Origin of the sequence: Rhizobium leguminosarum bv. viciae USDA 2370 (assembly GCF_002008365.1) — a bacterium.
GTDB classification, from domain to species: Bacteria; Pseudomonadota; Alphaproteobacteria; order Rhizobiales; family Rhizobiaceae; genus Rhizobium; species Rhizobium leguminosarum.
On the sequence record NZ_MRDL01000047.1, the window covers coordinates 95,871 to 118,211 of the forward strand.

Genomic DNA, 22,341 nt, shown 5'->3' on the forward strand with positions numbered 1-22,341 from the left:
GAGGCCGGAGAGTTCGAAAGGCTCGGCGCCTGTAATACCGCCGACACAGAAGGGGCGCATAGAACGCGGCGGCCGTTCTTAGCCGTTCTTTGGGGGCCGTCATTTCACGCCGTCCCGGCATTCACATTGATCATTCACATTGATGGAGCGCATCCATGTCTTCTCTTCCCGTCGTCGGTGCCGCCATGACGCTCGATGAAGTCGAACTTCACCGTGACTGGCTGTTCGAAAAGTCCCGCGATCTCGAATTGCAGAGCTTCGTCGATGCCGAGATTCTGAACGGTGACTGGGCGCCGCGCGCCGCCCGCGCCAGAAGGCTTCTCGACGGTCATGGTGGCCGCCTCGGCATTCACGGCCCGTTCTGGGGCTTCACCATCGCCTCGGAAGATCCTGATATCCGCGCCATTGTCACCCGGCGTCTGCTGCAGGGGCTCGATGTCTGTGCCGCCATCGGCGCGACCCAAATGGTCATCCACAGCCCCTATACGTCCTGGTCCTACAACAATCTCGACGACAATGCCGGCGCCCGCGAGGCCTTGGTCGAGCGCACGCACATGACCCTGCGCGATGCCGTCAGGCGCGCCGAGGATATCGGCTGCACCATGGTCATCGAGAACATCGAGGACAAGGATCCGCATATTCGCGTGGCGCTCGCCGAAAGCTTCCAATCGCCTGCCGTCGCCGTCTCGATCGATACCGGCCATGCCCATTATGCCCATGGCTATACCGGTGCTCCGCCGGTCGATTATTACGTCAAGGCCGCTGGCAATCGCCTGCAGCATGTCCATCTGCAGGATGCCGACGGATATGCCGATCGCCATTGGAGCCTCGGTGAGGGCTCGATCCACTGGCACGCCGTCTTTAGAGCCCTTGCCAAGCTCGAAAGCAATCCGCGCCTCATCATCGAGATCAAGGATAAGTCCAAGATCCCGGCTTCATCAGCTTTTCTCGCCTCGATCGGCGTAGCTCAGTAGGGTCTGTTGCTCGTCCCGCCCTCCCTCATTCCCGTGCTGGCCACGGGCGGGGAGGGTGGAATTCCCTCATGAAAACCGGGTAATCACGCTGATCCCCGTGGCCTCAGCTTTGTCGAGCGCCATCAGCGCCGGCACCGCCTCCTCGAGGCTAACCCGCCGTCCGATCAGCTTCTGCGGCGCGATCTTGCCGGCCGAAAGCATCGACAGCATGGCGTCGTAACGCCAGGCCTGCATGCCGTGGCTACCATAGATTTCCAGCTCGTGGCCGATCACTTGCGCCATTGGAATCTGCGGCGTTGCGTGTTCACCGAGCATCAGCCCCACTTGTACATGCCGCCCGCGCCGGCGCAGATTCTTGATCGAGTTGAAGCAGGTGACAGGATGGCCGAGCGCGTCGATCGAGACATGCGCGCCGCCCTTGGTGATTTCGCGCACTGCCTCCGCCACGTCGGCGACGCCTGACGCATTGACCGTCGCCACCGCCCCACAATCCCGCGCAAAGGCAAGCTTCTCCTCGGAAATGTCGATGCCGATCGCATTCGCTCCGAGCGCCGTGGCGATCATGATCGCCGACAGGCCGACGCCGCCGCAGCCATGCACGGCGATCCATTCGCCGGGCCCAGTGCGCGCCTGGTCGGCAACGGCGCGAAACGAAGTGGCGAAGCGGCAGCCGAGGCTTGCCGCCGTCGCATCGTCGATCGTGTCGGGCAGGTGCACCAGATTGGTCTCGGCATAATCGATCGCCACATATTCGGCGAACGACCCCCAATGGGTGAAGCCCGGCTGGAATTGGTTCGGGCAGACCTGCTGGTTGCCGGAATGGCATTCGCTGCAATGGCCGCAGCCGGAAACGAAAGGCACGGTCACCCGGTCGCCGACCTTGAAGCGCATCACGCCGCGGCCGGTGGCGACGATCCGCCCGGCAAGCTCGTGTCCCGGCACATGCGGCAGGCGGATATCCGGGTCGTGGCCCATCCAGCCGTGCCAGTCGCTACGGCAGAGCCCGCTGGCCCCGACCGCTATGACGACGCCGTCCTCGGTTGGCGTCGGATCGGGCAGGGTGCGGATTTCGGGCGCCTGTTCGAAGGCTTCGTAGAACATGGCTTTCATCGGCGTCTTCCCTTGCTGTCTATCCGTGATTGCGCGCATGATGACATGCGGCAGGTAGCCATTCCAACATTCCATTCCATCATTTTTGCTGATGCACCCATCGATGAAGCCGCCGTGCTGCGCACGAATATTGCGGCCTGCCGCCATTCCCCGGCATTTTCTTGCTTCCGCGTTTCCGCTCGGGATTTGTCCTTGACCCGGCTTGCCGCAGCGGTTTTTCCTTCTCCGGCTTCAGGAGGAAACCATCATGGCCGTCGATACATCACCCCGTTCAACCACCTGGACCCATGTCGACGGGGAGTGGCTCCCTGGCAATCCGCCGCTGATCGGGCCGACCTCGCACGCCATGTGGCTGGGCTCGACGGTCTTCGACGGCGCCCGCTGGTTCGACGGCATCGCGCCGGATCTCGACCTGCACTGCCAGCGCATCAACCGCTCAGCGCTCGCCATGGGCCTGAAGCCGGTAAAATCAGCCGAGGAGATTGCCGCACTTGCCTGGGAAGGCGTTGCGAAATTCGACGGTGCGACGGCAATCTATATCAAGCCGATGTACTGGGGCGAACACGGTTCGCCCGGCAGCGTCGTCGCCGTCGACGGGGAATCGACCCGCTTCGCGCTCTGCCTGTTCGAGGCGCCGATGGGCGGCCATGGCGGCACCAGCCTCACCGTCTCGCCCTATCGCCGCCCCTCGCCGGAAACCGCGATGACCGAGGCGAAAACCGGCTCGCTCTATCCAAACAGCGGCCGCATGATCGCCGAAGCGCGCAGCCGCGGTTTCGACAATGCGCTGGTGCGCGACTTGAACGGCAATGTCGTCGAGACCGCTTCCTCGAACATCTTCATGGTCAGGGACGGCGTGGTGATGACGCCGGCCGCCAACCGCACCTTCCTCGCCGGCATCACCCGCGCCCGCGTCATCGGCCTGCTGCGCCAGGCCGGTTTCGACGTGCACGAAGCAACGCTCTCCGTCGAGGATTTCATGCAAGCCGACGAGATCTTCACCACCGGCAACTATTCCAAGGTCGTTAGCGTTGCCCGCCTCGACGACCGCAACCTCCAGGAAGGCCCGGTCACCCGCAAGGCGCTGGAACTCTACATGGACTGGGCCTACGGCCGCAGCGAAAGCGAGGAGTGAGGAGAGGTCCCGCGAAGCGGGAGCAATCGATCCAGTGAATCGATTGCAACGACGAACGCCCGAAGCGCAAGCGCAGGGCTGCAGCGGTTCGGCGGATCAGGGTCCGCCCCGCCCCTCATCCGCCTGGCGGCACCTTCTCCCCGCTTGCGGGGCGAAGGGGGATAGCCGCAGCCTCTCAGTTCCCGCAAAGGTCGTCAAAAGTACTCATCTCGCCTGTAGAAATTGCCGTAGAGGTGCGTCAGCACCGAATTGGCTGCCAATTTTTCTTCATCGCTGTCGCCATAAACCAGTTTGGGCGGATCGCTTTCGCTAAAGATGAGAGCGACAAAATGATTGTAACCCGCGCCGGCGATCCCTGTCGAAACGTCGCGCCCCTCGATGATCGTACCGTTCTGTGCAGAGCCACTCGCGGCTGCCGCCGCTTCGAAACGCGATTTATTGAAAATGACGTACCATAGCCAGGGATCGAACAAAGGCACGGTGATCATCGTCCCAAAACAAACCGGAACAATGATGATAGCAATAAGACGACTCACCATTCCACGGATACGACGACGAAATAACGCGACTAATGCGCCGACAAACCAAACGAACAGTATGCCCGCGACCGAGAGAAAGAGCAGCGGCCCTCCCAATAGATCGAAGAGTCCTCGTAGCCCATTGGCCGAATCAAGCGGCCAAAAATCCAAGGCGCGATGGTAAGCTGCACACGCGGTGCCAAGAAAAGCGGCGATGACCATTCGCCGAACATTCCAAATGTCTATGGGCACAGCCGACGCACCATCCTGTTGTTTTTCATAGTCGAATGGTGTCCAGCGAAGTCGGGGCATTTTTGGGGCCGAACGGCATTGCTGCCGAATTCCGCTGTGTTGCAGTGAAGGCTGACCTCCAATGTAAAATTCCCCCTCACGTCATCCACTTCCGATGTTCCGCAAATCTCTCCGCCAAGAGATCGATGAACAGCCGCACCTTGGTCGGCAGGTGGCTGCGGTTGGGATAGACCGCGTTGATGTTGAACTCGATCGGCCGGTAGTCCGGCATGATCTTCACCAGCCGCCCTTCGGCGATGTCGTCGAACACCACGAAACTCGGCGCCAGGAAGATGCCCCGCCCGGTCAGCGTCAGGAAGCGCAGCATCTCGGCACTATTGGAGACGACATTGCCGCTGATCTTGACGCTCTCCTGTTTGCCCTCGCCATCCTCGAAGCGCCATTCGTCGCCATAGGGGTGATAGGCATATTGCAGGCAATTGTGATCGGCGACCTCGGCCGGCGTCTTCGGCATCGGACGGCTCTCGAAATAGGCCGGCGAGCAGACGAGCATATGGCGCCAGGGCGTCAGCTTGCGCGCGACAAGCGACGAATCCGGCGGCAGTACGGTGCGCATCACCAGATCGTAGCCATCCTCGATCATGTCGACCATCCGCTCGCCGACGCTGAAATCGAGTGAGATCGACGGATAGAGCTCCATAAATTCGCTGACGACAGGCGAGAGGAAACGCACGATGGCGCTGCTGGTATAGACCTTCAACGTGCCGCGCGGCGTCGAACTCAGCGCGCCTGCCGTCCGGTCCGCCTCTTCCAGCTCGGCCAGGATCTGCAAAGAGCGCTCATAGTAATATTTGCCGGTTTCGGTCAGGCTGACCTTGCGCGTCGTGCGGTTGAGCAGCCGCACGCCGAGCCGGTCCTCCAGCGATTGCACGTGGTTGCCGACCATGGTGACGGACATGTTGAGCCGGCGCGCGGCGGCGGAAAAACCACCGCATTCCACCACCCGGCCAAAGACTGTGAGGCTTGTCAACCGATCCATATTGCCCTCGGATTATCCGCTGAGAGTTGATGATCCTTCCCGATTTAAGCAGATTATCAAAATAAATGTCAGGGTGCATTTTCCTGCGCATCGAACATGGCCTCTCACAGAGGAGGCCAACGGTGAAGGAGAATTGCGATGCTCGAGTTACCCCACAGGCAAGTTTTCGAAAGTGCGAAGCAGGCCGAGCAGATCTTGGCCGAGGAAGCCGCCAGGGCGCCGGCCGCCGAGGCGCCCGCCATGCCTGTCTCTGAAGCGCCGGTCGCCGAAGTACCGGCTGCGGACGCATCAGTCGCGGAAGCGCCCAAAAAGACCGGCCGTCGGATCGTCAAGCGCGCCGTCCTTGCCGCCGCGCTGCTTGCCGGCGTCGCTTTCGCAGGCGATTTCGGCTATCGCTACTGGACGGTCGGCCGCTTCATCGAATCCACCGACGATGCCTATGTGAAGGCCGATTACACCACTGTCGCCCCGAAGGTCGCCGGCTATATCAGCCAGGTGCTGGTCAACGACAATGACACGGTCAAGGCCGGTCAGGTTCTCGCCCGCATCGACGATCGCGACTTCCGGGCCGCACTGTCGCAGGCCAGAGCCGATGTGAAGGCGGCCGAAGCCGCCATCACCAATATCGACGCCCAGATCTCCTTGCAGCAATCGGTGATCGAGCAGGCGAGGGCGACGATCGATGCCTCGCAGGCATCGTTGGAATTTGCCGTGTCCGATGCCGCCCGCTCGGCCCGCCTGATCACCAACGGCGCCGGCACCCAGTCTCGCGCCGAACAGACCCAGTCGGCCCGTGACCAGGCCGCTGCTGCCGTCCAGCGCGACCGGGCAGCCCTCGTCACGGTTCAGAATAAGGTGCCGGTGCTGCAGACTGAGCGCGAACAGACCGTTGCCCAGCGCGACCGTGCGGCCGCCGCCGCCCAGCAGGCAGAGCTCAACCTCTCCTATACGGACATCGTCGCCGCCGTCGACGGCACGGTCGGCGCCCGGTCGATCCGGGTCGGTCAGTATGTCACCTCGGGCACGCAGCTGATGGCGGTCGTGCCGCTGCATGCGGTCTATGTCGTCGCCAATTTCAAGGAAACGCAGCTGACCTATATCAGCCCCGGCCAGTCGGTCGAGATCAAGGTCGACAGCTTTCCCGACATCTCGATCAAGGGTCATGTCGACAGCGTTTCGCCGGCAAGCGGGCTGGAATTCTCGCTGCTGCCGCCGGACAACGCCACCGGCAATTTCACCAAGATCGTTCAGCGTATCCCGGTCAAGATCGTCATCGACGACGAAGCGCCGAGCGGGCTGTTACGCTCGGGCATGTCGGTCGAGCCTGAAATCGATACCAAGGCTGCCCAAACCCGAGCTGCCGAGACCAAGGTTGGCGAGACCAAGCCTGCCCAAGCCTCTGGGGCGGCCGAAGAGGGATTATCCAGCCACGCTGGATGATCCTTCCCTTCTTCGCCCAATGATCCCCGATCGTTCCCGAATGATCCCGATCATTCCCGAATGATCACCCGAATCCCGTCATGAGAAAGTTTCCCGCGAGAGCTGGAAGGAGATAAGCCATGGCCACTCTTCAGATCGCCGCAAACGGCAATTCGCTGACGCGCCCCGCCGCCGCAGCGCCCGTGGCACCTGCCGTCATGAGCCCTCTGCGCATGTGGGCAGCCGTTGTCGGCTCGACGCTCGGCGCCTTCATGGCCGTCCTCAACATCCAGATCGTCAACGCCTCGCTTGCCGATATCCAGGGCGCGATCGGCGCCGGCACGGATGACGGTGGCTGGATTTCGACTTCCTATCTGATCGCCGAGATTGTCGTCATTCCGCTCAGCGCCTGGTTGGCACGCGTCTTCTCGGTCCGCAACTATCTGCTTGTCAACGCCATCCTCTTTCTCATCTTCTCCGTCGCCTGCGCCTTCGCGGCCAATCTGCAGCAGATGATCATCCTGCGCGCCATTCAGGGCTTTTCCGGCGGCGTGCTGATCCCGATGGCCTTCACCATCATCATCACCCTGCTGCCCAAGGCCAAGCAGCCGATCGGTCTCGCGCTCTTTGCCCTGTCTGCCACCTTCGCGCCGGCGATCGGCCCGACGATCGGCGGTTATCTCACCGAGAACTGGGGCTGGGAACATATCTTCTACGTCAACCTGGTGCCCGGCGCGCTGATGGTCGGCCTGCTCTGGGTCTCGCTCGACCGCGCGCCGATGAACCTGAAGCTGCTTGCCAAGGGCGACTGGCCGGGCATCGTCACCATGGCGATCGGCCTTGCGGCCCTGCAGACCGTGCTGGAAGAGGGCAACAAGGAAGATTGGTTCGGCTCCGATTTCATTGTCCGCCTGTCTGTTATCGCTGCCGTCTCGCTGACGCTGTTCCTGATCATCGAGCTGAAGACTGCCAATCCGCTGCTGAACCTTCGCCTGCTGGTGCGCCGCAATTTCGGCTTCGGCATCGTCGCCAATTTCCTGCTCGGCATCGCGCTTTACGGCTCGGTCTTCGTGCTGCCGATCTATCTGACCCGCATCCAGGGCTATAATTCCGAGCAGATCGGCATGGTTCTCGCCTGGACCGGCATCCCGCAGCTGCTGCTGATCCCGCTGGTGCCGCGCCTGATGAAGCGTTTCGACGTCCGCCTGCTGATCGTCGTCGGCTTTGCCCTTTTCGCCGCCTCGAACTTCATGAACGTCCATATGACCGGCGATTATGCGAGCGACCAGCTGTTCTGGCCGAACATCGTCCGCGCCATCGGCCAGGCGCTCGTCTTCACGCCGCTCTCGGCAATCGCTACCGCAGGCATCGAGCAGGAAAATGCCGGTTCGGCTTCGGCACTCTTCAACATGATGCGCAATCTCGGCGGCGCCGTCGGCATCGCCTCACTGCAGACCTTCCTGTCGAAGCGCGAACAGTTCCACTCGAACATCCTCACGAATTCTGTCTCGGTCTTCGAGGAAGCCACCCGCGATCGCATCGCCAGGCTCACCGGCTACTTCGTGAACCACGGCGTCAGTGATCAGGCGCTCGCCAGCCACAAGGCCGTCGTCGCCATCGCGCTGAAAATACGCAAGCAGGCCAATATCATGGCCTTCAGTGACACCTTCTTCCTGCTCGGCGTTGCCCTCGTCGTCGCCCTGCTTGCAACCCTGCTTCTCAGGAAACCCGGTCAACTTTCCGGCGGCGGCGCTCACTAGCGCCCCGCCTCCCTCAAGGAGGAGAAAGCCATGACGTCAGCGATCTATGCTCCCGATACCGACAGGCTCCCGACGAAGACCGTCGGCCATGCCGTCAGCGCCGCTGCGCTGCTCTCCATCATCGAATGGCTCTCCGGCGATGAATGCCACGCGCTCGACGAAGCGGGCCTCGTCTCCGGCCTCGGCCGCAGGCTCCAGGCGCTCGGCCTGCCGGTCGACCGGCTGACCTTGCATCTGATGACGCTGCATCCCGAGTTCATCGGCCGCACCATCGCCTGGGCGCCGGGCGAACCGGTCGAGATCCACGACCGGGAACACGGCGCCCGGGTCGCCATATCAAATACGCCACTGCGCAAGGTCATGGAAACCCGCGAACCGCTTGTGGTCGATACCAGAGAAAGTGTGCATGGCCGCTGGCAGCATATCGATGTCTTTGCCGACCGCGGCCTGATGCAGCTCGTCATCGCGCCACTTTGCAATGTCGACGGCCCGGTCAGCGCTGCCGTCTTCGGTACGAAGCGGCCGGGCGGCTTCACCGCCACCGAACGTCAGGTGATCGAGCGCATCCTGCCGGCGCTGCGCAACACCAGCGAACTGCGCATCCTTCGCCAGGTCGAGCTCAGCCTGCTCGATACCTATATCGGCCCGCTGACGGCAAGCCGCATCCTGGCCGGCCGCATCCGCCGCGACGAGGTCGAATCGATGGAGGCAGCCCTGCTGCTCTGTGATCTCAGAGGCTTTACCGAACTGTCGAACCGGCTGCCGGGCAGCACCGTGCTCGGCCTGCTCAACGCCTACTTCGATAAAATCGTGCCGGCCATCACCCGCGAAGGCGGCGAGGTGCTGAAATTCATGGGCGACGCCGTGCTTGCCTTTTTCCCGGGCTATGATGCCGCCCATTCGTGCGGCGCGGCCCTGGCATCGGCCCGCGCTATCCTCGATGAGATCGACCATTTCCAATATGAGGGCCTCGGCGTGAAGGCCGGCATCGCCCTGCATTACGGCGAGGTCAGCTACGGCAATGTCGGCTCCGGCCGCCGCCTCGACTTCACCCTGATCGGCGGCGACGTCAACCTGGTCAGCCGCATCCAGACCGCCTGCAGCGAACTGGGAGAGCCCTTGCTGATGTCGGCGCCGTTCCGTGAGGAGGCCGGGGCAGGGGATGCCGTCTCTGTCGGGGCGCACAGGCTGAAGGGTTTTGCCGATCCGGTGGAGCTGTTCACGATCGTGCGGTAGGTGCCAAACCGCCCACTTGCATAAAATGCATGGCAGGTCTGCCCGAAACGGCTTCGTCTTCCCCCCATCTTTTCGCCATAGTGGCGCCGAAATTCCGCAAGCGGGGAGGAAGAGGCTTATGACTGTGCTGTTCGACGAACAAGGTGAGATCATCCGCGAACTGGGTGTCGCCGCCGACATCGACCCTGAGCGCGAGATCGAACGGCGAACCGGTTTCCTCAAGGATTATCTCATCGCTTCGGGCATGCGCGGCTACGTCCTCGGCATCAGCGGTGGCGTCGATTCGCTGACGGCAGCGTTGCTGGCCCAGAAGGCGGTGCGCGAGCTGCGGGACAGCGGCCACGCGGCCGAATTCATCGCCGTGCGCCTTCCCTACGGTGTCCAGGCTGATGAGGTGGATGCGGTGAGGGCGCTGGAAACGATCGGCGCCGACCGCTCGATGGTGGTCAACATCAAGGCGCCGGCGGATGCGATGCTTGCTGCCGCGTTAAACGGCGGCCTCGCCTTTGCCGATGCCGGCCGACAGGATTTCATCCTCGGCAATATCAAGGCCCGCCAGCGCATGATCGCCCAGTTTGCGCTCGCCGGCGCGGTGAGCGGCCTTGTCATCGGCACCGATCATGCGGCCGAGGCGGTCATGGGCTTCTTCACCAAGTTCGGCGATGGCGCGGCCGATATCCTGCCGCTCGCCGGCCTTAACAAGCGCCGGGTCCGCCTGCTGGCAAAGCGGCTCGGCGCCCCGGACGAGCTGGTGTTCAAGGTGCCGACCGCCGATCTCGAGGACCAGCGCCCATTGCGCCCCGACGAGGAGGCCTATGGCGTCAGCTATGACGAGATCGACGATTTTCTCGAAGGCAAGCCGGTCGGCGAGATCGCCCGCCGCCGCATCCTCGCCGCCTATCGGGCGACCGGCCACAAGCGCGCTTTGCCGGTCGCCGTGAGCTCGCTGTGACGGTCGTCCGAGCCCGGAATGCGGGCGACCTGGCGTTTACGGCCTGACCGGCGAGCCGGTCCGTCCTGATGAGGCGAGATAGGCGTGTGGTGCAAAATAGACGCCGTCGGCATCGAAGGCCTCGAGGTCTTCGGCCTGCAGCGCCTCGCGCACCTTCGGTCGTGCCGCCACCCGGGCCATGAAGCCGTGCAGATCAGGCCATTGCCTGAGATCGATGTCGGTCCAGGGCGACCAGTTCAGGCAGACGAAGAGATAGGCATCCGCCACCGTAAACGCATCGCCGGTAAGATAGGGTCCGGCAAGACGGCCGTTCAGCCAGGTGAGCCGCTTCGAGATCAGCGCGCGGACCTCGCCATGAACGCTGGAATAAATCGGGTTGAAGAGCAACACCATCGGCTTGTGCAGCTCGGCGGTGATGAAGTTCAGATAGGATTGCACCTCGTTGCGGCGGATGTCGCCGACTTCAGGCAACATAGCTGCCCCTTCCGGCACACTGTCGGCGAGGAACTGCACGATCGCCGGCCCCTCGGTCAACACCTTGCCGTCGTCGAGCATCAGCGCCGGCACATAGCCGTTGCCGTTGATGGCGAGGTAATCCTCACCATCGCTCGTCCTGTGGGTCTGGCGGTCGACCTGGACGAGCTCGATATCAAGCCCTAGCTCCCGGCAGATGATGTGCGGTGAAAGCGAACAGGCGGCTGCGTGCATATAGAGTTTCATCGCGGTTTCCTCTCCCTGTGGAGGCGGTCGGTGCCGCCCGCCGATAGCGTTTGAACATTTGTACTGTTTCGCATAAAATAATCTTCGTCAAGAATTTAATGCGAAATGGTACAAAATATGAAGGACGAAAAGAAGCGCGGCCGCCCGAGGGCCTTCGACGCCAAGGCGGCGCTCGGCAAGGCGCGGGATGTCTTCTGGGACAGGGGGTTTGCCGCCGCCTCGCTCGACAATCTGAGCGCTGCGACAAACCTCAACCGCCCGAGCCTCTACGGCGCCTTCGGCGACAAGGAGGATCTCTATCTCGATACGCTGGAGGGGTATCGGCAGGACGGCATGGACGTGCTGACTGAGGCGCTCGACCCGTCACTGCCGTTGCGCGACAATATCGCCCGCGTCTATGCCGGTGCGCTGGCGATCTATCTGCACGGTGAAACCGCCGCCCGCGGCTGTCTGCTGATCGGCACGGCATCGGTCGAGGCGGTCCAGCATGAGCGGATCCGCGAGGTGCTCGGCCGCAGCCTCAATGATTTCGACGACGAGATCGAAAAGCGCATGCGCCTTGCCGTGGACAGGGGCGAGCTTCCCCGAGGCGCCGATCCGCAGATGCTTGCAAGGCTCGCCTCCGCCGTCATGCATTCGCTCGCCGTCCGCGCCCGCGCCGGCGACAGCCGCGAGACGCTGGAAGCGATCGCCAGGTCGGGCGTCGAGCTGATCTGCGGGAGCGCCCCTTAGCCGGATGTCTCCCTCGGCCGTACCATCCAGGAATAGGCAGCACCTGCGAGAAGCAGTACTGACGTGCCGAGGAACACCGCCCGCATGCCGATATGCCCGCCGACAAAGCCGCCAAGGATGGGGCCGGCCACCTGGCCGACATATTGCGACGAGATGGAAAGCCCGAGAATGCTGCCGGCCGCACTGTCCGGCACGCTGTGGCGGATAACAGCGGCGATGCAGGGCAGCAGCCCGCCGAGTGCTGCGCCCATCAGGAAACGCAGGATGATCAGCTGCCAGGAGCTGGTGACGAAGGCCTGCGGGATCAGCAACAGCCCGGCGACGGCGAGCGCGCCTGAAATCACCGGCCAATGGCCGATCCTGTCGGCGAGCTTGCCGAGCCATGACGCCGAGAGAATGCTGCCGAGGGCAGCGGCCGACATGACGATGCCCGATATCATCGTCACCTGGGCTTCGACGGGCACGAGCTGCGCGACATAGACGGTGATGATCGGCTCGATCGACATATTGGCGAACATCAAGAGCATGCCGGTCGCCAGCATGGCGATGACGGGCCGCTTGTCGGCAATGGATTTCCAGCCGCCGCTGGCCTTCGCCGCCTGCTTGCGGGCCGGCGATTTCTCTTCCTTGATCAGCAATGCCGTGGCGAGAAAGGCGAGGAAGATCATGCCGCCGGCGGCGAGAAACGTGCCGCGGATGCCGATGATCGGCGGCAGCGCCCCGCCGACCAGCGGCCCGACGAGATTGCCGGCCATGATGCCGGAGGAGAGCACGCCGAGCGCCCAGGCCGAACGGTCCTTCGGCGTCTGCGTCGCCACCAGCACCATCGAACCGGAGGCATAACCGCCGGCAAGCCCGACGAAGAGGCGCAGGGCCACCAGCTGCCAGACATTACCGGCCATGCCCATCAGCGAGATCGCCAGCGTCATGCCGAGGCTGGCGCGCACCAGCATCAGCTTGCGGCCGTAAATATCGCCGAGCCGGCCCCAGAGCGGCGCGACGAGAGCCGCGGCGAAGAAGGTGGCGCCATAGGCGATACCCGACCACTGCACGATGTCAGCATGGTCGCTGACACCGAGCTCCTCGACATAAAGCGGCAGGAAGGGAAGCAGCAGCGTCATCGCCACGATCGTGGTGAAGGAGCCGATCAGCGAGATGGTGAGATTGCGCTTCCAGTGGATCGAGCCGGGCCTGGCGCTGGCGTCCAATTGCGTATCGGTCATCTCTCGGCCCCGGCATTGATCGCGCGGCGAGTTCCGCACGCATGGTGAAACAATGTGCCCTTTGCCGCGGCGAGGAGATCGGCGCGGGTGAAACTGTCCTGAGATCGAGTTTTTCGAGGTCGAACGCATAGGCCGTAGCGGTGCATGCGCTCGCCGTTCCAGGGCGGGCACGCGCTGATATAACCGCGCTATGGCCCATCCTTCAAGATGGCGCTTCGGCATTGGTGGCCTGTCTTCGGAAATGAGAGCCGCAATCTGGACCCTCTCGGACAAAACTGCTACAACATGACCGATTGCATAATGCAATCGGTCAATCCAAGGACATTGCCATGAGCGACATGCGCACATCCCGAGAGCAGACTGTCCGTCATCTCTATGCCGCCTATCTCGACGACCGCAAGGATATCGTCGGCGCCATGTTGACGGAGGATTTCACCTTCTCCAGTCCGCGCGACGACCACATCGACCGGGCGACCTATTTCGAGCGCTGCTGGCCGAAGGAGCCGGTCTTCCGCGGCTTTGATATCGAATTCCTGGCGATCGAAGGCGACGAGGCGGTCATCCGCTATCGCGCCAAAAAACGGGACGGCGGCAGCTTCCGCAACATCGAGAGCCTTCGCTTCCACGGCGACAAGATCGCCTCCGTGGATGTTTATTTTGGCCGGAATCTGTAGTCTCCCGGCCGGGATGGCGATCGCCCTGTCTTTACAGGAGCCGCATTGCCGACGTGCCGATGATGATCATCGAGACCGCCACCATCAGCGGCCGCACCGGCAGCCGTTTGACGAGGATCGCGCCGAAAGGGGCAGCGATAACGCCGCCGATGATCAGGCCGATCGCCGAATTGAGCTCCGACCAGCCGAGCGTCAACATGAAGGTCAGGGAAATCGTCAGCGTCACCGCGAATTCGGTGAAATTGGTCGAGCCGATCACCCGCTTCAGGTCATGGCCGCGGCTGACGAGCGAACTGGTGACGATCGGCCCCCATCCGCCGCCGCCGATGGCATCGAGCACGCCGCCGCAAAGCCCGACCGGTGGCACCATCCAGTCGCGGACATCCCGTTTCGGCGGCGGCCGAAAGGCTTTGTAGAGGATCACCAGCCCGATCGCGATCAGATAGGCCGACACGAAGGGCGCGATCACCTTGCCGTCGATATTGGCCAGCAGATAGGCGCCGATCGCGCCGCCGATCATGCCGGCCGGTGCGAGCCGCGCCACGAGGCGCCAATCGACGTTGCGATGATAGGCGTGCGAGATGCCCGAGGCGGCGGTGGTGAACATTTCCGCCACATGCGTCATGGCGCTGGCATTGGCCGCCGGCACCCCGAAGGCGAGAAGGCTGGTCGTCGACAGCACGCCGAAGGCCATGCCGAGTGCGCCGTCGACGATCTGCGCGCAGAAACCCACGACGATGAAGAAAAAGAAATCCGATGTCATGCAGTCCCCTCAGACAAACGGTAGCATCAGAATAAGCGACGCGGGGAAAAAGTTTCCGGTCTCAGGCGGCAAGTCCGTGCTGCTTCAGCCTGACGATCTTGAAGAAGCCGTTCGGAAAGACCGGCAGAATATCGGCAGGCGCGAAATCACCGCGGCGCTCGGCCCAGGCGACGATGCGGTGAACGCGGAAGGCGGAGGACCAGCCGATGTGACGCACCAGCGGCGCCACCGCCGTCTCGATCGCGCCCTGCAGACCGGCGCCGTCGCCAAGCTTGCTGGCAAGGATGATCTCGCCGCCCGGCCTGAGCACTCTCGCGCATTCGTCAAGCGCCCGTTCGGGCTCGGGGATGAGCGTGATGACGAAGGGCAGGCAGACCGCATCGAAAGACCGGTCGGCAAAGGTAAGCGCATGGGCATCCATCACATCAAGCGCCCGCACATGCTGCAGCTTCTCGCGTTTCGCCTTTTCACGCGCCCGCGCGATCATGTGTTCGGAAATGTCGATGCCGGTTACCCGGCAGTGGCGCGGGTAATGCCCGAGCGTCAGGCCGGTGCCGACGCCGATTTCCAGAATATCGGTGCCGGCTGCGGCCGCGAGTGCAGCAAGCTTGCGGTGGCCATCGCGCAGGATGCCGCGATAGACGCGGTCATAGACCGGCGCCCAACGCTGATAGATTTTTTGCTGATCTTCCGCCCTGCTGCGAAGCTCTGACATGCCGGCACCTCCCTACAGCGCCGCACGTCTTTTCGGACGCGCAAAGGGCGCTGTAACACTTTGAATTGCTGCATAATTTTGCCCCTAAATCAATTCTGCTTTAGGGAATTATGCAGTCGCAAGCCCAGGAAAAGTGGAAAGCGGTTCCCCAGGAATTGCATCAAATAAAAAGATTTGAGCGGTTCTGTGCTTCTCTCAAAAGCTGAACCGCTCTAAAGCCCAGCCTCTCAACTCCTAAGGGTAGGTTCCGGTTCCCGGCGAAATGTGACCCAAGGCACAGATCCACACCGGGGGGCACTTTGGGGTGACCCCGCTACAGCCTATTTTGCCGGCATCAGCCCAAGCTGTTTGGTGTCCAGTTCGCTGCCGATCTCGACGGTTTTCTTTTGCTTGTCGTAGACGCAGATCTGGGCGATCAGCCCCTTGGCGCCCTTCGGCTTGCCTGTCACCAGGGCAAGCCCATAATGCGAGCTGCCGAACGGATCGACCGTGGTGCTGGGCTTCTCGATCGTGACCGCTGCCTTCTTGCATTTGGCCTCGACGTCGGCGGCGAGCTGCTTCCAGGCGTCATCGGAGGAGGCATGCGCCGTACCTGCCAGGCAAAGCAGTACGGCGGCAGTGAGAGGCTGGATTATATTCCTGTTCATATCGGGTCTCCGTTGATCGCCATAACAGGCAAAGCGGTTTTCGGGGCGGGCATTCCCATTGATTTGCCCAAGCGATTTCTACGCGCGACTCCAACCCTGTAACTGAGGCAAATTTTCCTCCGGCCGGTCGTTTTTTGATAATTCGCCGGTTGCCTCTCCCCCTTTCCGCTCCTATGTTCCGCCTCACCTGCCGAGACGCAATCAATTGCCAAGAGGAGATCTGACATGGCTTTCGAATTGCCTGAACTTCCCTATGATTACGAAGCGCTTGCTCCCTTCATGTCGAAGGAAACGCTGGAGTTCCACCACGACAAGCACCATAAGGCCTATGTCGACAACGGCAACAAGCTCGCCGCCGAAGCCGGTCTTTCGGACCTCTCGCTCGAAGACGTCGTCAAGAAGTCCTTCGGCACCAATGCCGGCCTCTTCAACAACGCGGCCCAGCACTACAACCACATCCATTTCTGGAAGTGGATGAAGAAGGGCGGCGGCGGCAACAAGCTGCCGGGCAAACTCGAAGCGGCCTTTACCTCCGATCTCGGCGGCTATGACAAGTTCAAGGCCGATTTCGCCAATGCCGGCGCCACCCAGTTCGGCTCCGGCTGGGCCTGGGTTTCCGTCAAGAACGGCAAGCTCGAAATCTCCAAGACCCCGAACGGCGAAAACCCGCTGGTTCACGGCGCCACCCCGATCCTCGGCGTCGACGTCTGGGAACACTCCTATTACATCGACTATCGCAACGCCCGCCCGAAATATCTCGAAGCCTTCGTCGATAGCCTGATCAACTGGGACTATGTCCTGGAACGCTACGAAGAAGCCACGAAGTAAGCGGTACCAGACCAGCCGCCATGGCGGCGATGTCGTCCGCCTCTTCGAATTTGACACCCGGCGCCTCAAACGCCGGGTGTTTCGTTTTCACACGAAGCCGTCACATCCCTGTCACCAGCCGCTCCTAATCACGCCCCATGTCTTCCTCTGCTTCTCGCTTGTTCCGCTTCGGCATCATCGCCGACCCGCAATATGCGGCGATCGCGCCGCATGTGGTGATGGATCGCTATTACGCCAACAGCCTCGCCAAGGTCGCCGCGGCGATCGAGGTATTCAATGGCTGGGAATTGAGCTTCGTCATGACGCTCGGCGATGTCATCGACCGCAGCTTTTCAAGCTTCGACGATATCCTGCCGGTCTATGAGAAGCTCAGGCACGAGGCGCTCTTCCTGCTCGGCAACCACGATTTCTCGGTCTCTGCAGGACACTTGTCCGAAGTCGCCGCGCGCCTCGGCATGCCATCGCCCTATTATAGCTTCTTGCGTCACGGCTGGCGCTTTATCGTGCTCGACGGCAACGAGGTCAGCATCTTCGCGCCGCCCGAAGGCCATCATCATCGAGCGCTGGCAGCTCGGATGCTGGCAGAGCTGCAGGCCAAGGGTGCAAGGAATGCCCATCGCTGGAATGCCGCACTGAGCGACGAGCAGTTCGCCTGGCTTGGCGATGAAATCGCAAAAGCGGCCGAGGCCGGCGAGAAGGTGATCGTCATGAATCACTATCCCATTCATCCGCCCAGTGAGCACGGCATGTGGGACAGCGAGCGCATCGTCGAGCTGCTCGCCTCCAGCAGCAATGTCGTTGCCTATCTAAACGGCCACGACCACGTCGGCAATTACGGCATGGCCGGCGCCTGCCACTTCGTCAATTTCAAGGGCGTGGTCGACACCGAGACGGAAAACGCCTTCGCGATCGTCGAGGTTTATACAGACCGCATCGAAATCCGCGGCTTCGGCCGCGAGGTGAGCCGCACGCTGGCTTACTAGTTGCGAAACAGCGGAAGCCGATCGAGCGTGTCGATGATCGGCCGAACGGCTGATATCAGGCAGGCACAGCCTTCTCCGTCCAGCCGCTGGTCCAAAGCTCCCGCAGCCGGTCGCCGTCGCCCTTGAAGAAATCCTCGCTCGTTGCGCAGCGCTCCACCCGGTCGCTGCGGAAATTGCGGATCGCCTGGCGCAGCTCGCACCAGGCGACGATATTGGCGGTCTGCGAATAATAGATCAGCGCGACCGGCCGGATCGTCCGCTCGCTGGCGCGGCCGAGTTCGTCACGGTAGCCGAGCATCAGCTTGCGTTCGTCACGGATCGCGCGGCGCACGATCGCCAGGTCGAAGCCCGCCGGCTGCGCGATCGAGCCCCAGGCATAGAGCGCCTTGTTGTCCATTGCCTGGCGCAGCGGCGGCGGCACGGCGCCTGATATCTTCCGGTTGACCCGGCGCGCGGCCTGCTTCAGCTCCTCGTCCGCCGTCCGTTCGAGCAGCGCCAGCGACAGCACGATCGCCTCCATCTCCTCGATCGAGAACATTAGCGGCGGCAGGTCGAAGCCCGGCCGCATGATGTAGCCGATGCCGCGCCCGCCTTCGATCGGCACCCGCATCGCCTGAAGGGCGGCGATGTCGCGATAGATCGAGCGCACGGTTACCTCGAGCGTCTCCGCCATCGTCGCCGCCGTCATCGGCTTTTTTGCCAGCCTGAGGATCTGAATGATCTCGAAAAGCCGCGAGGCCTTGCGCATTTACCTCTCCCATCCGCCACGCTCCTGACAATACACTGTCAGTTGGGTTCCCGTATAGAGCCGCCTATCAGATTGAAATCAATCAGGGTCTTTCAAAACGGCCCGCAGAACTCAAGGCGGTAACTGACATGAACTACCACGAAAACCTCTGGCTCTTCTTCACCCTTCTCTTCGGCATCATCATCGTGCCGGGTATGGACATGCTCTTCGTGCTCGCCAATTCGCTAACCGGCGGCGTCAAACGCGGGCTGGCGGCGACCGGCGGCATCATGGCCGGCGGCGCCGTGCATTCGGCCTATGGCGCAGCCGGCGTCGGCGTGCTCGTCACCATGCTGCCGCAGCTTTTCAACGTGCTGCTCTTTGCCGGCGTCGCCTACATGATCTGGATCGGCATTTCGCTGATCCGCAGTTCGATCACCGTCGAGGCGGTTGGCCCGGGAACGGCGCACTCCGGCTGGCGCGCCTTCCGCCAGGGCGCCGTCACCTGTCTCGTCAACCCGAAGGCCTATATCTTCATGTTTGCCGTCTACCCGCAGTTCCTCAGACCGGAATATGGCCCGATCTGGATGCAGGGGCTGATCATGGGCGTCATGACTGTCGTCACCCAGTTTGCCATCTACGGCACGCTGGCGATGACGGCCGGCCGCAGCCGCGACCTGCTCGTCGCCAACCCTGACGTCACGGCCTTTGTCGGCCGCTTCGCCGGACTGCTGCTGGTTGTCGTCTCCGCCTTCAGCCTTTGGCAGGGGTGGAAAAGCGCCTGAGCGCCACTGCATGTCGCCCGGAAGTGTGCAGCGGTTCCGGGATAACGACATGCATAAAAGCAGAGAACTGCCTATCACATTGTTTTTATGTTGATCCGGCAAAACGTGACTGTCCGGACGCATGGATTTTGTCATGCTCCCGGTGCAGATTGGCCTCCGGCCACTTGGCCGAGGAGAAATGGAGAGGAATATGAATTGGAAAGCAGTAGCTGCCGCCGCAGCGATGGCCGGCATAGCCTTAGGTTCGGTGACCGCCGCCGACGGTACTCATGATTCGCGCATTGCGCTGATGAAGCAGATCGGCGGTTCGGCCGGCGCCCTGGCAGCCATCGCCAAGGGCACCAAGCCCTATGACGCCGAGGCGGTGAAGGCGGCGCTGACGACCATCGCCGCAACGGCCAAGGTCTTCCCCGACCAGTTCAAGCCGGGCACCGAGACGGGCGACGAAGAGGCGAGCCCGAAGATCTGGGAAAACATGGATGACTTCAAGGCGCGCGCCGCCAAGCTCTCCACCGACGCCGAAACCGCGCTGGCTCAGCTTCCGGCCGATGCCGCCGCCGTCGGCGCCACGGTCAACACGCTCGGCGCCAATTGCGGCGGCTGTCACAAGGCCTATCGCATCAAGGATTGATAGGCCGTTTGATCTGGAACTTGATACGCGACCCGCGCCGGCCTTGCCGCCGGCGCGGATCACCTTATTCTCCGCCCGTGCGGGCTGGTCGCAGAACCGCTCCAAGCAGGAAAATCTCGGTAAAGGGGAGGCGGAGCATGGTCCGCAGGTTCATCCGGTTACTGCTCTGTCTGATCGGCGTCGCCGTGCTTGGCGGCGGCGCCTTCTATCTCGTCACCGCACCCGATCCGCTGCCGGAGAGCCGTTGGGCCGGTCTCGGCGCGCCGGACCCGGCGAACGGTCAGATGGTTTTCTGGGCGGGCGGCTGTGTCAGCTGTCATGCAGCACCGGGTTCCGAAGGCGATGCAAAGCTGACGCTTGCAGGCGGCCTGGCGCTGAAGAGCCCTTTCGGCACCTTCCACGTGCCGAACATCTCACCCGATGAAAAGGCCGGCATCGGCGCCTGGACGCTCGCCGAATTCGGCAACGCGATGAAGCGCGGCGTCGGCCCGGGTGGCGAGCACCTCTACCCGTCCTTTCCCTACAGCTCCTATTCCCGCATGAGCGATAAGGACGTCAACGATCTCTTCGCCTTCCTGAAGACCCTGCCGAAGAGCGCAAATGTCGCGCCACAGCATGAGCTGCCGTTCCCCTTCAACATCCGGCTGGCGCTCGGCGGCTGGAAATTCCTCTATTTCAGCGACCAACCGCGCGTCGCGCTCGCCAAGAGCGACGACAAGATCAAGCGCGGGCAATATCTCGTCGAAGGCCCCGGTCATTGCGGCGAATGCCATACGCCGCGCGATGCGCTGGGCGGCTTCCAGGCGGATCAGTGGCTCGCCGGCGCCCCCAATCCGGAAGGCAAGGGCCGCATACCGGATATCACCCCGGCCTCCAAGAGCATCGGCGGCTGGAGCGAGGCCGATATCGCCAGCTACCTCGAAACCGGCTTCACCCCCGATTTCGATTCCGTCGGCGGCTCTATGGTCGATGTGCAGCAGAACATCGCCCATCTGCCGGCCGCCGACCGCGAGGCGATCGCCGCCTATCTGAAGGCCGTGCCGGGACGCTAAAGCATGTTGCGCAAAACTGCGCAGCGGTTTTGCGGCAACGACATGCGTAAAAACAAAGATCCAAAGCGCGTCGCATGAATCAAGTTTGATGCGACGCGCTTTAAGTGCGGTTGTGCCTGGCACCTTCGCAAGGTCCTACGCCTGCTTATAGGGAGGTGGGACCTGGCATCAGATCATAGGGATGGCGCCAGCCGGGCATCTTGCTGATACGATCTTTCCAGGCTGTGATAGCCGGGAAGGCGCTGTGATCTATCCCGGTTTCCTCCGGCATGAAGACGTAGCCCGCCAGAGAGAGGTCTGCGATCGTCAGTCGGTCGCCGACCATGAAGGCCTGGTGCGCCAGATGTTCGTCAACAATGGCATAGGCAGCTTTGGCCCTCAGTCTCAAAAACTCGACGACGGGCGTCTCGCCGCTCTTCTGAAGGCCATACATGAACCTCAGCGTTGCGTAGTAGCTCGTGAATTTATGGTTGTCGAAAAGAATCCAACGCATGATGTCACGCCGTTCTTCGACCGTCTGCGCCCCAAAGTGGCCTGTCACCTCTGACAAGTAGTCCAGGATGATCCCCGATTGGCTGATTTTCGTTTGCCCATGTTCGAGCACAGGCGCCTCGCCCTGTTCGTTTATGGTTTTTCGCCATTGTTCGGTTCGCGTTTCGCCGCCCAGATAATCAACGAAAATGCTTTCCCACTCGATGCCGGCAAGCGCAAAGAACAGCGCGACCTTGTAAGAATTCCCCGACAGAGCGAAACAATGGAGTTTGAAATCAGGCATGAAAGCTCCTTATGCAATTCGACAAAGCATGTCGCGCAATACTGTGCAGCCGTTTTGATGCGTTGAGCTTCGGCTCTTGCGAAAGCCGAACCTTCGAGCCGGTCACCCTAAGCGATCGACTGCATATAGCGCATGCCGGTCACCGGACGCGGGGTGAAATCCAGCTGTTCGTAGAAGCGGTGCGCCAGCACGTTTCCGGTGGCGGCGCTGACGGAGAGGTAGCCGCAGCCGGCATTGCGGGCGGTCTCGCGCGCCCGGTCGACGAGCAACTGGCCGGTGCCGTGACCGCGATGGCCGTCACGCACGAAGAGGTGGTGCAGGTCCATGCCGCGCTTGCCTTCCTGCGCCCTGTAGAGCGGCACGAGAATGGCGTAGCCGATCAGCCCTCCGCCGGTCTCGGCGACGAGCGCATTAATCCAGGGCAGCGGGCCGAAGAGGTCGCGCTCCAGCTGCTCCGCCGTCGTGCCTGCCGAATCGCCGTGATGGGCGGCAAGCAGGGCGATCATCTCGTTGAGTTCGGGCAGGTCGCGCGGCTTGGCGGCGCGGATCGTCACCACCGATGGGCGCATCAGTGAAATTTCGCTGTCTTCGATTTCGGTCATGGTCTTCGCGTCCTTTGATATTCTGCCGTCAGGACGCTGCCGATACAACAAAGCCGCCTGACGGCGGCTTGTTGACAATATGATCTTGT

Annotated in this window: 24 protein-coding genes; 13 read left to right on the forward strand and 11 right to left on the reverse strand. The window is 62.2% G+C overall.

Annotation, left to right across the window (positions count from 1 at the left end):
- The first annotated feature begins 155 nt into the window (after positions 1-155).
- Positions 156-974, forward strand: a complete 819-nt coding sequence (locus BS629_RS24465; protein WP_018241208.1) for a sugar phosphate isomerase/epimerase family protein — start codon at positions 156-158, stop codon at positions 972-974.
- A 66-nt stretch (positions 975-1,040) separates the two neighbouring features.
- On the opposite strand, the gene BS629_RS24470 is transcribed toward BS629_RS24465, so the two are convergent.
- A complete protein-coding gene (locus BS629_RS24470; RefSeq protein ID WP_077988536.1) occupies positions 1,041-2,084 on the reverse strand; it encodes a zinc-dependent alcohol dehydrogenase family protein in 1,044 nt (347 codons plus the stop codon).
- Between the two features lie 247 nt (positions 2,085-2,331).
- Between BS629_RS24470 and BS629_RS24475 the strand changes: the two genes are divergently transcribed.
- A complete protein-coding gene (locus tag BS629_RS24475) occupies positions 2,332-3,219 on the forward strand; it encodes a branched-chain amino acid aminotransferase (RefSeq protein WP_018241210.1) in 888 nt (295 codons plus the stop codon).
- Between the two features lie 194 nt (positions 3,220-3,413).
- Here BS629_RS24475 and BS629_RS24480 read toward each other — a convergent pair whose 3' ends face one another.
- Positions 3,414-3,959, reverse strand: coding sequence for a hypothetical protein (locus BS629_RS24480; protein ID WP_018241211.1), 546 nt, complete (start codon positions 3,957-3,959; stop codon positions 3,414-3,416).
- 166 nt (positions 3,960-4,125) lie between these two features.
- Positions 4,126-5,028 carry a LysR family transcriptional regulator gene (locus tag BS629_RS24485; RefSeq protein WP_018241212.1) on the reverse strand — a complete coding sequence of 301 codons (903 nt, stop codon included), beginning with the start codon at positions 5,026-5,028 and terminating at the stop codon, positions 4,126-4,128.
- Positions 5,029-5,166: 138 nt separating this feature from the next.
- Between BS629_RS24485 and BS629_RS24490 the strand changes: the two genes are divergently transcribed.
- The 4 genes from BS629_RS24490 to nadE all read left to right on the forward strand — a co-directional run bounded on the left by BS629_RS24490 (position 5,167) and on the right by nadE (position 10,395).
- Positions 5,167-6,468, forward strand: a complete 1,302-nt coding sequence (locus tag BS629_RS24490) for an HlyD family secretion protein (RefSeq protein ID WP_018517846.1) — start codon at positions 5,167-5,169, stop codon at positions 6,466-6,468.
- A 119-nt stretch (positions 6,469-6,587) separates the two neighbouring features.
- Positions 6,588-8,207, forward strand: coding sequence for an MDR family MFS transporter (locus BS629_RS24495; RefSeq protein WP_018241214.1), 1,620 nt, complete (start codon positions 6,588-6,590; stop codon positions 8,205-8,207).
- Between the two features lie 30 nt (positions 8,208-8,237).
- Positions 8,238-9,443, forward strand: a complete 1,206-nt coding sequence (locus BS629_RS24500; RefSeq protein WP_018241215.1) for an adenylate/guanylate cyclase domain-containing protein — start codon at positions 8,238-8,240, stop codon at positions 9,441-9,443.
- A gap of 118 nt (positions 9,444-9,561) precedes the next feature.
- Positions 9,562-10,395: an ammonia-dependent NAD(+) synthetase gene (nadE, locus tag BS629_RS24505; RefSeq protein WP_018517847.1), complete on the forward strand. Its 834-nt coding sequence runs from the start codon at positions 9,562-9,564 to the stop codon at positions 10,393-10,395.
- Positions 10,396-10,431: 36 nt separating this feature from the next.
- Here nadE and gstA read toward each other — a convergent pair whose 3' ends face one another.
- On the reverse strand, positions 10,432-11,115 hold the full coding sequence (gene gstA, locus BS629_RS24510) for a glutathione transferase GstA (protein WP_018241217.1): 684 nt from the start codon (positions 11,113-11,115) through the stop codon (positions 10,432-10,434).
- A 117-nt stretch (positions 11,116-11,232) separates the two neighbouring features.
- Between gstA and BS629_RS24515 the strand changes: the two genes are divergently transcribed.
- Complete coding sequence (locus tag BS629_RS24515) at positions 11,233-11,847, forward strand: TetR/AcrR family transcriptional regulator (RefSeq protein WP_018241218.1); 615 nt, start codon at positions 11,233-11,235, stop codon at positions 11,845-11,847.
- On the opposite strand, the gene BS629_RS24520 is transcribed toward BS629_RS24515, so the two are convergent.
- Positions 11,844-13,070, reverse strand: a complete 1,227-nt coding sequence (locus BS629_RS24520; protein WP_018241219.1) for a multidrug efflux MFS transporter — start codon at positions 13,068-13,070, stop codon at positions 11,844-11,846. The genes BS629_RS24515 and BS629_RS24520 overlap by 4 nt on opposite strands.
- 329 nt (positions 13,071-13,399) lie before the next feature.
- Between BS629_RS24520 and BS629_RS24525 the strand changes: the two genes are divergently transcribed.
- Positions 13,400-13,744 carry a nuclear transport factor 2 family protein gene (locus tag BS629_RS24525; RefSeq protein ID WP_018241220.1) on the forward strand — a complete coding sequence of 115 codons (345 nt, stop codon included), beginning with the start codon at positions 13,400-13,402 and terminating at the stop codon, positions 13,742-13,744.
- Positions 13,745-13,775: 31 nt separating this feature from the next.
- Here BS629_RS24525 and BS629_RS24530 read toward each other — a convergent pair whose 3' ends face one another.
- The 3 genes from BS629_RS24530 to BS629_RS24540 all read right to left on the reverse strand — a co-directional run bounded on the left by BS629_RS24530 (position 13,776) and on the right by BS629_RS24540 (position 15,869).
- Positions 13,776-14,507 carry a sulfite exporter TauE/SafE family protein gene (locus BS629_RS24530; RefSeq protein ID WP_018241221.1) on the reverse strand — a complete coding sequence of 244 codons (732 nt, stop codon included), beginning with the start codon at positions 14,505-14,507 and terminating at the stop codon, positions 13,776-13,778.
- 61 nt (positions 14,508-14,568) lie between these two features.
- Positions 14,569-15,222, reverse strand: coding sequence for a class I SAM-dependent methyltransferase (locus BS629_RS24535; RefSeq protein ID WP_018241222.1), 654 nt, complete (start codon positions 15,220-15,222; stop codon positions 14,569-14,571).
- A gap of 320 nt (positions 15,223-15,542) precedes the next feature.
- On the reverse strand, positions 15,543-15,869 hold the full coding sequence (locus BS629_RS24540; protein ID WP_018241223.1) for a hypothetical protein: 327 nt from the start codon (positions 15,867-15,869) through the stop codon (positions 15,543-15,545).
- 225 nt (positions 15,870-16,094) lie between these two features.
- Here BS629_RS24540 and BS629_RS24545 point away from each other — a divergent pair, with 225 nt between their 5' ends.
- Positions 16,095-16,697 (forward strand): superoxide dismutase, encoded by a 603-nt coding sequence (locus BS629_RS24545; protein WP_008528928.1) that lies wholly within the window; start codon positions 16,095-16,097, stop codon positions 16,695-16,697.
- A gap of 137 nt (positions 16,698-16,834) precedes the next feature.
- Positions 16,835-17,680, forward strand: coding sequence for a metallophosphoesterase (locus BS629_RS24550; protein ID WP_018241224.1), 846 nt, complete (start codon positions 16,835-16,837; stop codon positions 17,678-17,680).
- 55 nt (positions 17,681-17,735) lie between these two features.
- On the opposite strand, the gene BS629_RS24555 is transcribed toward BS629_RS24550, so the two are convergent.
- Positions 17,736-18,428: a helix-turn-helix transcriptional regulator gene (locus tag BS629_RS24555; RefSeq protein WP_018241225.1), complete on the reverse strand. Its 693-nt coding sequence runs from the start codon at positions 18,426-18,428 to the stop codon at positions 17,736-17,738.
- A 128-nt stretch (positions 18,429-18,556) separates the two neighbouring features.
- Between BS629_RS24555 and BS629_RS24560 the strand changes: the two genes are divergently transcribed.
- The 3 genes from BS629_RS24560 to BS629_RS24570 all read left to right on the forward strand — a co-directional run bounded on the left by BS629_RS24560 (position 18,557) and on the right by BS629_RS24570 (position 20,875).
- Positions 18,557-19,192 (forward strand): LysE family translocator, encoded by a 636-nt coding sequence (locus tag BS629_RS24560; protein ID WP_018241226.1) that lies wholly within the window; start codon positions 18,557-18,559, stop codon positions 19,190-19,192.
- Between the two features lie 190 nt (positions 19,193-19,382).
- Positions 19,383-19,823 (forward strand): c-type cytochrome, encoded by a 441-nt coding sequence (locus BS629_RS24565; protein ID WP_018241227.1) that lies wholly within the window; start codon positions 19,383-19,385, stop codon positions 19,821-19,823.
- 137 nt (positions 19,824-19,960) lie between these two features.
- Positions 19,961-20,875 carry a cytochrome c gene (locus BS629_RS24570; RefSeq protein WP_018241228.1) on the forward strand — a complete coding sequence of 305 codons (915 nt, stop codon included), beginning with the start codon at positions 19,961-19,963 and terminating at the stop codon, positions 20,873-20,875.
- A 145-nt stretch (positions 20,876-21,020) separates the two neighbouring features.
- Here BS629_RS24570 and BS629_RS24575 read toward each other — a convergent pair whose 3' ends face one another.
- Complete coding sequence (locus BS629_RS24575; RefSeq protein WP_018241229.1) at positions 21,021-21,650, reverse strand: glutathione S-transferase family protein; 630 nt, start codon at positions 21,648-21,650, stop codon at positions 21,021-21,023.
- A 107-nt stretch (positions 21,651-21,757) separates the two neighbouring features.
- On the reverse strand, positions 21,758-22,252 hold the full coding sequence (locus BS629_RS24580; protein ID WP_018446273.1) for a GNAT family N-acetyltransferase: 495 nt from the start codon (positions 22,250-22,252) through the stop codon (positions 21,758-21,760).
- Positions 22,253-22,341: the final 89 nt, after the last annotated feature.

Bases quoted from the DNA above. Each gene is read 5' to 3' on its own strand.
- BS629_RS24465 (WP_018241208.1), top strand. From the start codon at position 156: ATGTCTTCTCTTCCCGTCGTCGGTGCCGCCATGACGCTCGATGAAGTC.
- BS629_RS24470 (WP_077988536.1), bottom strand. From the start codon at position 2,084: ATGAAAGCCATGTTCTACGAAGCCTTCGAACAGGCGCCCGAAATCCGC.
- BS629_RS24475 (WP_018241210.1), top strand. From the start codon at position 2,332: ATGGCCGTCGATACATCACCCCGTTCAACCACCTGGACCCATGTCGAC.
- BS629_RS24480 (WP_018241211.1), bottom strand. From the start codon at position 3,959: ATGGTCATCGCCGCTTTTCTTGGCACCGCGTGTGCAGCTTACCATCGC.
- BS629_RS24485 (WP_018241212.1), bottom strand. From the start codon at position 5,028: ATGGATCGGTTGACAAGCCTCACAGTCTTTGGCCGGGTGGTGGAATGC.
- BS629_RS24490 (WP_018517846.1), top strand. From the start codon at position 5,167: ATGCTCGAGTTACCCCACAGGCAAGTTTTCGAAAGTGCGAAGCAGGCC.
- BS629_RS24495 (WP_018241214.1), top strand. From the start codon at position 6,588: ATGGCCACTCTTCAGATCGCCGCAAACGGCAATTCGCTGACGCGCCCC.
- BS629_RS24500 (WP_018241215.1), top strand. From the start codon at position 8,238: ATGACGTCAGCGATCTATGCTCCCGATACCGACAGGCTCCCGACGAAG.
- nadE (WP_018517847.1), top strand. From the start codon at position 9,562: ATGACTGTGCTGTTCGACGAACAAGGTGAGATCATCCGCGAACTGGGT.
- gstA (WP_018241217.1), bottom strand. From the start codon at position 11,115: ATGAAACTCTATATGCACGCAGCCGCCTGTTCGCTTTCACCGCACATC.
- BS629_RS24515 (WP_018241218.1), top strand. From the start codon at position 11,233: ATGAAGGACGAAAAGAAGCGCGGCCGCCCGAGGGCCTTCGACGCCAAG.
- BS629_RS24520 (WP_018241219.1), bottom strand. From the start codon at position 13,070: ATGACCGATACGCAATTGGACGCCAGCGCCAGGCCCGGCTCGATCCAC.
- BS629_RS24525 (WP_018241220.1), top strand. From the start codon at position 13,400: ATGAGCGACATGCGCACATCCCGAGAGCAGACTGTCCGTCATCTCTAT.
- BS629_RS24530 (WP_018241221.1), bottom strand. From the start codon at position 14,507: ATGACATCGGATTTCTTTTTCTTCATCGTCGTGGGTTTCTGCGCGCAG.
- BS629_RS24535 (WP_018241222.1), bottom strand. From the start codon at position 15,222: ATGTCAGAGCTTCGCAGCAGGGCGGAAGATCAGCAAAAAATCTATCAG.
- BS629_RS24540 (WP_018241223.1), bottom strand. From the start codon at position 15,869: ATGAACAGGAATATAATCCAGCCTCTCACTGCCGCCGTACTGCTTTGC.
- BS629_RS24545 (WP_008528928.1), top strand. From the start codon at position 16,095: ATGGCTTTCGAATTGCCTGAACTTCCCTATGATTACGAAGCGCTTGCT.
- BS629_RS24550 (WP_018241224.1), top strand. From the start codon at position 16,835: ATGTCTTCCTCTGCTTCTCGCTTGTTCCGCTTCGGCATCATCGCCGAC.
- BS629_RS24555 (WP_018241225.1), bottom strand. From the start codon at position 18,428: ATGCGCAAGGCCTCGCGGCTTTTCGAGATCATTCAGATCCTCAGGCTG.
- BS629_RS24560 (WP_018241226.1), top strand. From the start codon at position 18,557: ATGAACTACCACGAAAACCTCTGGCTCTTCTTCACCCTTCTCTTCGGC.
- BS629_RS24565 (WP_018241227.1), top strand. From the start codon at position 19,383: ATGAATTGGAAAGCAGTAGCTGCCGCCGCAGCGATGGCCGGCATAGCC.
- BS629_RS24570 (WP_018241228.1), top strand. From the start codon at position 19,961: ATGGTCCGCAGGTTCATCCGGTTACTGCTCTGTCTGATCGGCGTCGCC.
- BS629_RS24575 (WP_018241229.1), bottom strand. From the start codon at position 21,650: ATGCCTGATTTCAAACTCCATTGTTTCGCTCTGTCGGGGAATTCTTAC.
- BS629_RS24580 (WP_018446273.1), bottom strand. From the start codon at position 22,252: ATGACCGAAATCGAAGACAGCGAAATTTCACTGATGCGCCCATCGGTG.